12 protein-coding genes are annotated in these 12,230 nt (G+C 58.5%); 7 read left to right on the top strand and 5 right to left on the bottom strand.

The features are described 5' to 3' along the window. Positions 1–81 precede the first annotated feature (81 nt). From AC2FFD_RS10580 to AC2FFD_RS10565, 4 genes are all read right to left on the bottom strand, one after another. Complete coding sequence (locus AC2FFD_RS10580) at positions 82–1,002, bottom strand: LysR family transcriptional regulator (RefSeq protein ID WP_496873031.1); 921 nt, start codon at positions 1,000–1,002, stop codon at positions 82–84. A 248-nt stretch (positions 1,003–1,250) separates the two neighbouring features. Further along, positions 1,251–3,071 (bottom strand): M3 family oligoendopeptidase, encoded by a 1,821-nt coding sequence (locus AC2FFD_RS10575; RefSeq protein WP_496873030.1) that lies wholly within the window; start codon positions 3,069–3,071, stop codon positions 1,251–1,253. Positions 3,072–3,156: 85 nt separating this feature from the next. Beyond that, positions 3,157–4,131, bottom strand: a complete 975-nt coding sequence (locus AC2FFD_RS10570) for an alpha/beta fold hydrolase (RefSeq protein WP_480487273.1) — start codon at positions 4,129–4,131, stop codon at positions 3,157–3,159. Then, on the bottom strand, positions 4,131–4,421 hold the full coding sequence (locus AC2FFD_RS10565) for an SCP2 sterol-binding domain-containing protein (protein WP_170344693.1): 291 nt from the start codon (positions 4,419–4,421) through the stop codon (positions 4,131–4,133). The genes AC2FFD_RS10570 and AC2FFD_RS10565 overlap by 1 nt, the downstream gene beginning before the upstream one ends. Before the next feature lie 30 nt (positions 4,422–4,451). Here AC2FFD_RS10565 and AC2FFD_RS10560 point away from each other — a divergent pair, with 30 nt between their 5' ends. The 6 genes from AC2FFD_RS10560 (at position 4,452) to AC2FFD_RS10535 (ending at position 10,356) form a co-directional block, all read left to right on the top strand. Then, positions 4,452–5,060: a tetratricopeptide repeat protein gene (locus AC2FFD_RS10560; protein ID WP_496873029.1), complete on the top strand. Its 609-nt coding sequence runs from the start codon at positions 4,452–4,454 to the stop codon at positions 5,058–5,060. A gap of 21 nt (positions 5,061–5,081) precedes the next feature. Next, a complete protein-coding gene (locus AC2FFD_RS10555; RefSeq protein WP_496873028.1) occupies positions 5,082–7,907 on the top strand; it encodes a helicase-related protein in 2,826 nt (941 codons plus the stop codon). Between the two features lie 6 nt (positions 7,908–7,913). Next, the gene (locus tag AC2FFD_RS10550) at positions 7,914–8,279 is read left to right on the top strand and encodes an RNA-binding S4 domain-containing protein (protein WP_496873027.1); all 366 of its coding nucleotides are present in this window, start codon (positions 7,914–7,916) and stop codon (positions 8,277–8,279) included. 66 nt (positions 8,280–8,345) lie between these two features. Then, positions 8,346–8,684, top strand: coding sequence for a ferredoxin FdxA (gene fdxA / locus AC2FFD_RS10545; protein WP_152457680.1), 339 nt, complete (start codon positions 8,346–8,348; stop codon positions 8,682–8,684). A gap of 282 nt (positions 8,685–8,966) precedes the next feature. Beyond that, positions 8,967–9,476 carry a CarD family transcriptional regulator gene (locus AC2FFD_RS10540; RefSeq protein ID WP_152457681.1) on the top strand — a complete coding sequence of 170 codons (510 nt, stop codon included), beginning with the start codon at positions 8,967–8,969 and terminating at the stop codon, positions 9,474–9,476. Positions 9,477–9,594: 118 nt separating this feature from the next. Beyond that, the gene (locus AC2FFD_RS10535; RefSeq protein ID WP_496873026.1) at positions 9,595–10,356 is read left to right on the top strand and encodes an ion channel; all 762 of its coding nucleotides are present in this window, start codon (positions 9,595–9,597) and stop codon (positions 10,354–10,356) included. On the opposite strand, the gene cobS is transcribed toward AC2FFD_RS10535, so the two are convergent. After that, positions 10,353–11,117 (bottom strand): adenosylcobinamide-GDP ribazoletransferase, encoded by a 765-nt coding sequence (cobS, locus tag AC2FFD_RS10530; RefSeq protein WP_496873025.1) that lies wholly within the window; start codon positions 11,115–11,117, stop codon positions 10,353–10,355. The two genes, AC2FFD_RS10535 and cobS, sit on opposite strands and share 4 nt — an antisense overlap. A 78-nt stretch (positions 11,118–11,195) precedes the next feature. On the opposite strand from cobS, the gene cobT reads away from it, so the two are divergent. Next, positions 11,196–12,206 (top strand): nicotinate-nucleotide--dimethylbenzimidazole phosphoribosyltransferase, encoded by a 1,011-nt coding sequence (gene cobT, locus AC2FFD_RS10525; protein ID WP_496873024.1) that lies wholly within the window; start codon positions 11,196–11,198, stop codon positions 12,204–12,206. Positions 12,207–12,230 lie beyond the last annotated feature (24 nt).

Genomic DNA, 12,230 nt, shown 5'->3' with positions numbered 1-12,230 from the left:
TCTCTCCACATGCACACAAGGTCAGCATGTCCACATGGCACCATGGCAGATCAGAAATCAAATCAATTGATTTTCTTCACCCTATAGTTTTTTTTTATCTTCTGCTGCGCTCGGCCGAAGAGCCGCCGCAATGTCACTCGCCCTTTCGACAAACCGTGGCGCCCGGTCCGCGTTGAAGCGCGCGAAAAAGATCAAAGGCGGCGCAGTCCAATCCGAAATGAGCGAATTCAACCGGCCTGCGTCCAACTCCCCTTGCACAAGCGACCTGGGAAGAAGCGCCACACCCATCCCCTCGCTGACCATCGGCAGACACGCAGACAGCGCGCTGGAATGGACGATCTTGCCAGCATCGTACCCACGCTCCTTCGCCAATTCATGCAAGGCATTCCCCGCTGCCGTGTGACGCGCATGGGTCAATACAGCGCGGTCAAAGAAACGCCCGACCGAGGCTCCGCCCGCAAGGCCATCGGCAACTTCTTCATTCGCCACCCAGACATATGTTTCGCTGGAAAGCATTCTTTCGCCTGACGTCCGCGACGTAAACGGGGCATTCTGCAGGGCAAGGTCAAGCTGCCCTTCTCGAAGGCGTTCTTCGATTTGGCGAGACAAGTCGACCTGAAGTTCAACCCGAAGGTTAGGATATTCCCGCCGCAGCTGGCGGAGGAAGGGTTGGAGCCAAGTACAGGCGACCAGTTCTGTCACACCAAGCCGCAAACGTTCTTCGATAAGCTCCTGTCGACCGGCCGCTTCCAGCAACGCCTCTCCCGCCCGAAGCACGTCCCGCGTCCGCTCAAGAAGCTCTTTGCCTTTGGTGGTCAGACGTACGGAACCGGCGTCGCGATAAAGAAGCGTGACATCCAAGGCAGCTTCCAATGCAGAGATCCGCGACGAGATGTTGGGTTGAGTTGTGCCAAGGGCAGCGGCTGCCGCTCTAAAGGTTCCCATGTCCACAACAAATGAAAAGGCTTCGAGCTGCTTAAGTGTGATCCGGCTTTTTATCATCTTCAATCTCATGATCAGTTTTCGTGATCATGCACGGCACCGACTTTTCAGCAACTTCAATCGTGAAGACACCACTTTTCGAACACACGACTTCGTCCGCACGGCGTGCTGAGCAGACGTTTGTTTTTGCTGAAGGCAAGGCCCGCTCCGTCCCGCGTAGCGGGCACTCAAGAGCTCCTTGGGTGCGACATCGCCGAGAACGGAGGGTTTCCGCACGGCAGATGTCGCCACCCTCTGTTAAGGGCGTCTCAGCCCTCCATCGCCTCCAACTCGTCAATGAAGCCCGAGATCATCGACAGGCCCTTGTCCCAGAATTTCGGGTCGCTGGCATCCAGCCCGAACGGGGCCAACAGTTCCTTGTGGTGCTTTGATCCACCTGCGCGCAACATTTCGAAATACTTGTCCTCGAACCCCTCGGCGCCGCTTTCATAGACCGAATAGAGCGCGTTCACCAACCCATCGCCGAAGGCATAGGCATAGACGTAGAAGGGCGAGTGAACAAAGTGCGGGATATAGGCCCAGAAGGTCTCGTACCCGTCCATGAATTCGAATGCGGGGCCAAGGCTTTCGGCCTGAACGCTCATCCACAGGGCGTTGATGTCGTCCGGGGTCAGTTCCCCCTCGCGACGGGCGGCATGCAGCTTGCATTCAAAGTCGTAGAAGGCGATCTGGCGGACCACCGTGTTGATCATGTCCTCGACCTTGCCCGCCAGCAGCACCTTGCGCTGTTCGGGGGTTTCCGCCTTGTCCAGCATCTTGCGGAACGTCAGCATTTCACCAAAAACCGAGGCCGTTTCGGCCAGGGTCAGCGGCGTTGAAGACAGCATCTCACCCTGATCGGCGGCTAGAACCTGGTGAACACCGTGGCCCAGCTCATGCGCCAGAGTCATGACGTCGCGCGGTTTGCCCAGGTAGTTGAGCATCACATAGGGGTGCACGTCGGTCACGGTGGGATGCGCGAAGGCGCCCGGGGCTTTGCCGGGTTTCACCGCAGCGTCGATCCAGCCTTTCGAGAAGAACGGGGCCGCGATGTCGCCCATGCGGGGATCAAAGGCGTTATAGGCATCCATTACCGTCTTTTCGGCTTCGTCCCAATTGACAATGCGCGTATCTTCCATGGGCAGCGGTGCATTGCGGTCCCAGACCTGCATGACGTCCAGACCCAGCCATTTGCGCTTCAGCTCATAATAACGATGGCTCAGTTTGGGATAGGCGGCCACGACCGCCTCGCGCAGGGCTTCGACCACTTCGGGCTCGACATCGTTCGACAAGTGACGTCCTGTTTGCGCGGTCGGCATCTTGCGCCAGCGATCGACGATTTCTTTCTCTTTGGCCTGCGTGTTGTGGACTCGGGCAAATGTTTTGATGTTCTCCTGAAACACGCGGGCCAGTTCGCGCGCCGCAGCCTCGCGTTTGGAGCGGTCCTGTTCGGTCAGCAGGTTCAGGGTGCCTTCGATGTTCAGTTCATTACCGTCCACATTGAACGTCAGACCGGCGATGGTTTCGTCGAACAGACGCTCCCACGCGTCGCCGACAACGCCCAGATCGTGCAGGAATTTCTCAAGCTCATCAGACAGCTGATAGGGCTTCATCGCGCGGATGCGGCGGAACACGGGTTCGTATCGTTCAAGATCCGGGTTGGCAGCAAAATGCGCCCCAAGCACATCATCTTCAATCCGGTTGATCTCGAGCGTGAAAAACACCAGAGGCGTTGTGAAAACGGTGATCTTTTCCTGCATGTCCGACAGGAACTTGGCCCGCTCTGCGTCAGTGGTCAGCTGATAATAGCGCAAACCGGCAAAGGACATGATCCGGCCTGCGATGGAGTTGATCTTTTCATTGCGCTGAACGCAGGTCAAAAGGGCCGCGGCGTCCAGTTCTGCCAGCTTGCCTTCATAGTCAGCAGCGAAAGCCGCACATTCGCCCTCCAGCCAGTCCAGGTCGCGCGCCAGTTCGGGCGCCTCTTCGGATGCGTAGAGATCCGTAAGATCCCATTCGGGCAGATTGCCCAGATTGTCGGCACCGCCCATTGCGTTTGCGTCACGGACGGGAAAGGGAAGGTCGCGCATGGATCACCTTTTGTAGACTGCTTTTGCAAACATCTAGGGCTGGCGCGCCCGGATCACAAGCGGCCAGTCCCGAAGGTGAAAAGGTTTACGAGGAAACCAGCCTGGACGCCCCATTTGATTGGTTGGCCAGGAAATGCTTGGCAAGCTGGTCCAGAACCGGCCCCCGAACGTCGGGTGCTTCCATCAGTACCTCGTGTTCTCCGTCGGGGATTTCGATCAATGTGCCGTTCGGCCAATTGGCCATACGTGCCCGTATGGCCTTGCGATCGACGATTTGTTCGTGGCTGCCCAGAAAAGTCAGACAGGGTGTCTTCGGCGCGGGCTGTTCCATCAACCATTCACATTCGTCCAGCGACTCGCGCAGCCAGCGGTTTGAGGGGGCACCAAGTGCCAGTTCGGGATGCGCATTCAGCTGATCTTGCATCATCCGGTACATGTCGGGGTCGCGGGTCAGCATATTCCCGTCGAAAGGTTGCGACAGGACATAGCTTTCAAGCGTTGTGGTCGGGGGGGTGCGTTCGCCAAGGCCAAGCGCCGTGCCCCAATAGGCCGTAACGCGGCTCAGAGGTTTCATCACCGGAGTGAAGAAAATTCCCCACATCGGGCCCGTGAACGCGCAAGCGGCAAAGCACCCTTTTTCGATGACGGCACGCAACCCGATGGCGCCGCCCATCGAATGCCCCACGACGTACCACGGTTTCGGCAAATCCAAAGCGTCTGCAAGGTCCAGGGTTGCCTGAACATCGTGCTGGTAATCGGTGAAATGATCGACATGGCCGATGCGTGGGTTTTCCAGAAGCCGATCCGCAAGACCCTGACCATGCCAGTCGACGGCCAGCACCGCGAAGCCACGATTCACGAATTCTTGGGCGGTATTGCCATACTTTTCGATGTATTCGGTGCGTCCGGGAAACACCATGACGGTGCCATGGGCGCGACCAACCGGACGCCAGTGACCCACGCGAATGCGTTTTTGGTCAGACGTCATCAACCAATGGGCCTGTCCACCGGCAGGTCCGCCGGCCACGTCTTCAAAAAAGGGGGCCGGCGACAACTCCATCAGGCCAGCACCGAGGCAAGCTTCATGGCAACACCCATGTCGCCATCAATGCTCAGCTTTCCGGACATGAACGCGCCGGTCGGATTCAGTTCACCGCTGAGGATCTGTTCGAACGTTTCTACGTCAGCGCTCATGGTGACATTGGCCTCTTCATCGCTGACCCGCGCACCGTTTTCGTCCAGAACGATCGAACCCAGATCGGTGATGGCAAACTTGGCCGTGTCATCAAACGCGCCGCCATCCAGTTTTTCGTTCAGCGCGGCAGCTGCCTTTTCAAGAGTCTCGCTCATGCTTTTCCTCATATTGTTAGTGCGCCGTGAATGGACATCCCCGGTCGCAACGCTACACTGACTATTGTTATGAGCATTGCAATTCACAATCTCAAAGGTACCGTTGCGGCACTTTTTGTCCTAGTCACGTTTTCCACCAGTTGTTTCGCGCAACAGGCGGATTCACGGGACGAGGATGAACTGCTGCAAAAGCTGGCGCAGTCGACTCCCGACCAGGCAATTGCACTGGATCGGCAGTTGCAGGCGTTGTGGTCGCAATCCGGCTCGCCGTCGGCTGATCTGTTGCTGGAGCGGGGACGCGAGGCCTTGGACGAGGGCGATGTCGACGCTGCTCTGGATCACCTGACGGCGCTGACGGATCACGCGCCTGATTTTGCCGAAGGCTGGCATCTGCGCGCATCTGCCTTTTTCGGGGTCGAGCGGTTTGGTATGGCGGCCGCCGATCTGGAACATGTGCTGACGCTGAATCCAAATCACTATGAGGCGATTTACGGTCTGGGGCTGATCTTCGAAGTTGTCGGGGAACCTCGGAAAGCCTACGAAGCATATTCTCGGGCCTTGGCTATACATCCCCATCACGAAGAAGTAACCAATGCCGTGAATCGGCTGAAGCCTCAGGTTGAAGGCAAGGCGCTGTAAGGCTCGGGGCAGGGGGCGAATGTGAGCGGGTCATCCCGAATCGTGGCCGTACTTGGCCCGACCAACACCGGCAAAACCCATTACGCTATCGAGCGCATGCTGGGCTATCGGACAGGCGTGATCGGTCTGCCGCTGCGCCTGCTGGCGCGCGAGGTCTATGACAAGATCGTTGCGATCCGTGGTCCGTCGGTGGTGGCGCTGGTTACCGGCGAGGAACGGATCGTACCACCCCGCGCCCAGTATTGGGTGTGCACGGTTGAGGCGATGCCGGAAGGCATGGGCGCTGATTTTGTTGCCATCGATGAGATCCAGCTCTGCGCCGATCCGGAACGGGGTCACGTCTTCACCGACCGTCTGCTCAGGTCACGCGGTACGAACGAGACATTGTTCCTGGGCTCGGACACAATGCGTGGCCCCATTGCGGCGCTGGTCCCCCAGGCACAGTTTGTGCGGCGAGAGCGGATGTCGCAACTGGTCTACTCTGGCTCCAAGAAGATCAGCCGGATGCCCCCGCGCAGCGCCATCGTCGGGTTCTCGGTCGAAAACGTCTATGCCATCGCCGAATTGTTGCGCCGCCAGAAAGGTGGTGCTGCGGTGGTTATGGGCGCGCTCAGCCCGCGGACCCGGAATGCACAGGTAGACCTGTACCAAAACGGCGAGGTTGACTACCTGGTTGCTACGGACGCTATCGGGATGGGGTTGAACCTGGATGTGAACCACGTTGCGTTTTCATCCCTGTCCAAGTTCGACGGGCGCCGGATGCGTCCACTTGCGCCGAACGAGCTGGCGCAGATCGCTGGCCGGGCAGGTCGCGGGATGTCGGATGGCACCTTCGGCGTAACCGGAGAGGCCCCGCCGCTGGACGAGGGCGTGGCGCAGGCGATCATGGACAGCCGGTTTACGCCGATGAAAAAGCTGAACTGGCGGAATGCCGCCCTTCGGTTCGGATCGATTGAAGCGCTGATCGACTCGCTTGAGGTCAGCCCGGATGATGAACACCTGATCAAGGCCCGCCCTGCCGACGACCTGAACGCGTTGAAATCGCTGTCGCAAGTGACCGAGGTTGTCGCCCGTGCAGGCGACGGCCCGTCCATCCGGTTGCTGTGGGATGTGTGCAGAATCCCTGATTTTCGCGGTATCAGCCATGCGGAACACGCCAGTTTGCTGGAGGTGATCTATGGCCACCTGCATGAACGGGGAACTATTCCCGACGAGTTCATGGCACGGCAGATCAGACGGATCGATCAGACCCACGGCGATATCGACGCGTTATCTAAAAGATTGGCATATATTCGCACGTGGACATATGTTGCGCAGCGAAAAGGGTGGGTTCGTGACGAATCACATTGGCGTGACGAAACCCGCACTGTAGAAGACAGACTGTCCGACGCTCTGCATGAGCGTCTCACGCAAAGATTTGTGGATCGGCGCACATCCGTTTTGTTGCGCCGGCTCAAGCAGAAGGAGGCCCTTTTGGCCGAAGTAAATGACAAGGGTGAAGTGACCGTCGAAGGCGAATTCGTCGGTCGTCTGGAAGGGTTCCGGTTCATCCCGGACAAAAGCGCGCAGGGAACCGAGGCGAAAGCTCTGAAATCGGCGTCTCTGCAAGCACTCGCGCCGCAATTCCATCTGCGCGCCGATCGCTTCTACAACGCGCCCGATACTGAAATTGATTTCACTGATCAGGGTGGCCTGATGTGGGGTGAATACGCCGTCGGCAAGCTGGTTGCCGGGGCGGAACCTCTCAAACCTATGGTCGAAGTTTTCGTTGATGAAGCCGCGGGGCCGGATGTCGAGCAGAAAGTGCAGCGCCGTTTGCAGCACTTCATTGACCGCAAGGTGGCCGCTCTGTTCGAGCCGCTGCTGAACCTGTCCCGCGATGAGGAACTCAGCGGCCTTGCCAAGGGTTTTGCTTTCCGCATGGTCGAAGCGCTGGGTATCCTGCCCCGCGCACAGGTCGCACAAGAGGTCAAGGATCTTGATCAGGACGCCCGTGGCGCCTTGCGCAAGCATGGTATCCGGTTCGGCCAGTTCACCATTTTCATGCCGCTGCTGCTGAAACCGGCCCCCACGCGTCTGCGTCTCGTGCTTTGGGCGCTGTCCAGCGGTTTGCAGGAATTCCCCGAAGCACCGCCTCCGGGATTGGTGACAGTGCCGGTCGCCAAGGATGCACCGCAGGGCTATGACACCATGTGTGGCTACCGCGATGCGGGCGAGCGTTCGATCCGTATCGACATGCTGGAACGATTGGCGGACATGCTGCGCGCTGAAGACAGCCGCGGCGGGTTCGAAGCCAAACCCGATATGCTGTCGATCACCGGGATGACGCTGGATCAGTTCGCTGATCTGATGCAGGGGCTGGGATACAAGGCAGAACGCGGCGAGCGGCCGAAAGTCAAACCTGCACCGGTCGAACGACCGGCGGCAGATGAGGCTGACAAACCGACCGCCGAAGAAGCCCCGGCAAGTGAAGTCGCGGCAGAAGAGGTCGCAGCACCCGCCGAGGCAGCAGCCGAGGCCACCGAAAGCACCGAGGCGGCAGCCGAGGCTGGCGCGGAAAGCCATCCCGCAGAACCAGTTTCTGACGAACCCGAGGTTGAAGTGTTCTATACCTTCACTTGGGCCCGTCAGCGACAGCCCAACCGGGCCCCGCGTCGCGAACAGGGACAGGGCAAGGGCAAATCGCGTGGCAAACCGCAGGATGGCCGTGGCAAACCTCACGGCAAGAAGGGCGGCAAACCTCAGGGCGCCAAGACCTTCTCGTCACGGCCTCCGAAAAAGGAAAAGGCGATTGATCCCGACAACCCGTTTGCTGCTGCGCTGATGGGTTTGAAGGACGGTAACTGATCCGAAATGGCCGAGGCCAGGCTGCGGGTTGACAAATGGTTGTGGCAGGCGCGGTTCTTCAAGACCCGCAGCCTGGCCGCCAAACAGGTCAGCGCTGGCCATGTCAGGTTGAACGGAAACCGGGTGCTGAAACCGGCGCAGGTCGTGGCTCCGGGCGACGTTCTGACCTTTCCTCAGGGCCGTATCGTCCGCGTCGTGCGCATCGAAAGAATCGGGGATCGCCGTGGTCCGGCCCCCGAAGCGCAAACGCTGTATTTCGATATGACCGAAAAACAGAACGTCCCGCCCAAAAATCCGGGGTTTGAGGGAAAAGGTCGCCCGACCAAGAAAGATCGCCGCTCACTTGATCTTTCTCGCACCAAAGATCGCTGATCATATCTTGAAGAGTAGGCCAGACTGAATTAGCTAAACTCTCAAACCGCAAGCGGGAATCCGATCATGACCTATGTTGTCACCGAAAACTGTATCGCCTGCAAATACACCGACTGTGTCGAAGTATGTCCGGTGGACTGTTTCTATGAAGGTGAGAACACGTTGGTCATCCATCCCGATGAATGCATCGACTGCGGTGTTTGCGAACCGGAATGCCCGGCCGACGCGATCCGCCCCGATACTGAACCGGGCATGGATCAATGGGTCGAATTCAATCGCAAGTACTCGGAAATGTGGCCTGTGATCGTCACCAAGAAAGATCCGCTGCCCGATGCGGAAGAACGCGACGGTGAAGAAGGCAAGATGGAGAAGTATTTCTCGGAAGCACCGGGCGAGGGTGGTTGAACGATTCGCGCTCAAACCCCTGTTTGATGTGCAAAGAACACGGCGCAACCTGTTGAAAACAGGTTGAATATGAAAATTTACCGCAGGGTAAACTTTCGGGTGTCGTATTTTTGTGATATACTCGGTTCTTGTATGATGACCGAGATTGGGATGCGCTCCACAAGTATGCTCGCTTTGGAGATTTGAATTTGTGACAATATCGCCGCCTGTCGGGGCTGAAACAGTCCCCGCATGTGGTGTTTTTGTTGTCCGTGTCCCGTCCGTAAGCAAGGAAAAAACTGAATGACAAAGTCGAAAAAGCTCGAGTTCCGCCCGAACGACTATGTTGTCTACCCCGCCCACGGCGTAGGCCAGATCATCTCGATCGAAGAACAGGAAGTCGCGGGATTCTCTCTGGAGCTGTTTGTCATCTCATTTGAGAAAGACAAGATGACTCTGCGCGTGCCGACCAACAAGGTTACCGAATCCGGTCTGCGGTCGCTCAGCTCGCCCGACGTGATCAGTCAGGCGATGAAAACGCTGAAGGGAAAGGCAAAGGTCAAACGCGCCATGTGGTCGCGCCGTGCTCAGGAATATGAGCAGAAAATCAACTCGGGCGATCTGATCTCGATTGCGGAAGTGGTCCGCGATCTGCACCGCACGGACGATCAGCGCGAGCAGAGCTATTCCGAGCGTCAGCTATACGAAGCCGCCCTGGAACGTCTGACCCGCGAGGTCGCGGCCGTTTCTGGTGCAGGCGAGGTATCCGCCGCCAAACAGGTAGACGAAGTTCTGACCTCTCGCGCTGCCTGATAGCGAACTCTGTGATTAAACGGGCCGCTCCAAGTTTGGGGCGGCCTTTTTTCGTGGCTTGGTGAATTCCGCGAGTGCCGCTAATTTCACTGTAGATGCAGCAAGCTACAGGGCGGACATGAAGCAGACAGTTAGATATCTGTATATCGGGCATGACCCGATTTCGGTCTGGTTTCGGTACGCGCTGATCCTGTTCGATGTTGCGACAATCGTTTTCTTTGTCGCGACGGCTCACGTCCCTCACGGTGCCGGGTTGGTTCTTGCAAGCCAGTTGATCGGTTTCTTGATATTGTTGGACTTCTCTGCGCGGCTTTGGATTTCAAAAGACCGCTGGAAGCTGCTGCGCCAGATTTATACGCTGGCGGACATTGTCGTTATCATGTCGTTGGTTCTGGATCCGTTCCTGACGGGCAACCTGGCTTTCCTGAGGATTCTGCGGGCCTTGCGTCTGATCCACTCATACCATCTGCTCAGGGACTTGCGACGCGACAGTAGCTTTTTTCGCACCCATGAAGACGCGGTGATTGCAGCAATCAATCTGATGGTTTTTGTCTTTGCCACCTCTACGGCGGTTTTGGTGTTCTTCATTCCGGAAGACGTACAGACGCCTTACATAGATGCGCTGTATTTCACCATGGCGACCCTGACGACGACCGGCTTCGGTGACATCACGCTGGACACCCCTGGCGGGAAGCTGTTCTCGGTCTTCATAATGGTCGTGGGTGTCGCGTTGTTTGTCCGTTTGGCGCAGGCGATTTTCATGCCGCAGAAGGTACGTCACAAATGCCCAAGCTGCGGGTTGTATCGGCATGATCCGGATGCAGTGCATTGCAAGCATTGCGGTGGGACACTGCGGATCGAAACAGGCGGCGTGTCCTAAATCCGGGCGCTGATGGCAAGCAGAAACGCGATCTCGGCCAGTTGTTGCGATGCCCCAAGTATGTCCCCGGTCTGGCCGCCGATTTTCTTGCGCGCTGTCAGCGCCAAGATGGCTGCAACCAAGGCAGCAGATAAGATGGCGGTGATCGCCGCACCCCCGCACAGGAAAACGGCGATTGGAACGGCAAGGCCCAAGGACATGCTGACCGAAATCGCGCCGGGGGTTCCCACCGAATGGCTCAGCCCGGATTTTCTGGCGTTTGGCAGGGATGACATCAAAACCGGCATCAGGGCGCGTGAGAACACGCAGGCTGCCAGAATCGCCCAAATCGTCCCGGTTGCCAAAATCGCGGCAACGGCCGAAACCCGAGCAAGCTGAGAAAAAACCAAAGCGAGAACACCATAGGTTCCGATCTGGCTGTCTTTCATGATTTCAAGTCGACGTTCAGGGGTGAATCCGCCCCAGAGCCCGTCGAACGTATCGGCAAGACCGTCCTCGTGCATCGCGCCCGTCATCATGATCAACGTCGCAACCAACAAGGTCGCGGCAACAAAAGGGGACAGATGAAAGACCATTGCCAGCCATCCAACCAGACAGGCCATCCCCCCGACGACCAGCCCGGCGATGGGGAAGGCCCATGCCGCCTGTGCCTGCCGCTTGAACACAGGTTCGGGCAATCGGGGCAGGGGCAGGCGGGTCAGCAGCACCAGCGCCAGCGGAATATCCCACAGGGAAAAGGGTTTGGTGTCGTTTTTTTGCACGCCCGTGCCTTTCGGGGTCTTGTTGGATTCATTGCTTCGGTTAAACACACAGGACCACTCTGATGCAATGAGGCTTTCATGTTGCCTGAACTGAATGATTTGAACGCGTTCCGCGCTGCGCTCGCAGCGGCTCCGGGGCCGGATGCCACCGCGGCGCAGGGCGCGGCAGAGCGAAACGGACAACTGACGAAACCCCCGGGTGCGCTGGGGCGACTTGAAGATTTGGCAATCTGGTACGCAGGATGGCGAGGAGATGCCCGGCCACAGATCACGGCGCCACAGGTCATCGTCTTCGCCGGAAACCACGGAGTCACTGCACAGGGGGTCTCGGCTTTTCCGTCGGAAGTGACCGTGCAAATGGTGATGAACTTCGAACATGGTGGTGCGGCGATCAACCAGATGGCGCGGGCGGCCGGTGCGGCGATGAATGTTCACGCGCTGGATCTGGACAACCCGACCGCAGATTTCACCCAGGCACCGGCCATGACGGAAGCCGAACTGCTGGATGCGCTGCGCACCGGCTGGCAGGCCGTGGACCCGCAGGCAGATCTTTTGGTCGTGGGCGAGATGGGCATTGGCAACACCACCCCGGCAGCCGCCATTGCCTGCGCGCTGTTCGGTGGTGACGCGGCCGATTGGACAGGTCGCGGGACGGGCGTCGATGATGCAGGGCTGACCAACAAGACCCGCGTTGTGGCCGAAGGTGTAGCGTTGCACAGGTCAGAGGATGGCCTTGAGATCCTGCGCTGCCTGGGAGGGCGTGAGATCGCAGCGATGGCCGGCGCGATTGCCGCCGCGCGGATATTGCGCATTCCTGTGATCCTTGATGGGTTCATCTGCTCGGCCGCCGCTGCCTGCCTGTTGAGGCTGTCGGATACCGCGCTGGATCACGCCGTGGCGGGCCACCAAAGCGCCGAGGCCGCGCACGGTGCCGTATTGGCGAAGCTGGGCAAGGAACCGCTGTTGAGCCTTGGTCTTCGGCTGGGCGAAGGCTCGGGCGGGGCGCTGGCGATCAATATTCTCAAAAGCGCCGTGGCCTGCCATTCCGGTATGGCAACCTTTGCCGAGGCAGGAGTGTCTGACGGTTGACTCCTTGCCTGACCCGGGCACAGG

Source organism: Ruegeria sp. YTSC002 (assembly GCF_059609845.1).
The sequence above is the reverse complement of the archived record's forward strand: the minus strand, read 5'-3'. Positions and strand labels throughout refer to the sequence as shown.

Coding starts and splice junctions, on each gene's coding strand:
- AC2FFD_RS10560 (WP_496873029.1), top strand. CDS start 4,452: ATGGACATCCCCGGTCGCAACGCTACACTGACTATTGTTATGAGCATT.
- AC2FFD_RS10575 (WP_496873030.1), bottom strand. CDS start 3,071: ATGCGCGACCTTCCCTTTCCCGTCCGTGACGCAAACGCAATGGGCGGT.
- cobT (WP_496873024.1), top strand. CDS start 11,196: ATGTTGCCTGAACTGAATGATTTGAACGCGTTCCGCGCTGCGCTCGCA.
- AC2FFD_RS10580 (WP_496873031.1), bottom strand. CDS start 1,002: ATGATAAAAAGCCGGATCACACTTAAGCAGCTCGAAGCCTTTTCATTT.
- fdxA (WP_152457680.1), top strand. CDS start 8,346: ATGACCTATGTTGTCACCGAAAACTGTATCGCCTGCAAATACACCGAC.
- AC2FFD_RS10565 (WP_170344693.1), bottom strand. CDS start 4,421: ATGAGCGAGACTCTTGAAAAGGCAGCTGCCGCGCTGAACGAAAAACTG.
- AC2FFD_RS10550 (WP_496873027.1), top strand. CDS start 7,914: ATGGCCGAGGCCAGGCTGCGGGTTGACAAATGGTTGTGGCAGGCGCGG.
- AC2FFD_RS10540 (WP_152457681.1), top strand. CDS start 8,967: ATGACAAAGTCGAAAAAGCTCGAGTTCCGCCCGAACGACTATGTTGTC.
- AC2FFD_RS10535 (WP_496873026.1), top strand. CDS start 9,595: ATGAAGCAGACAGTTAGATATCTGTATATCGGGCATGACCCGATTTCG.
- AC2FFD_RS10570 (WP_480487273.1), bottom strand. CDS start 4,131: ATGGAGTTGTCGCCGGCCCCCTTTTTTGAAGACGTGGCCGGCGGACCT.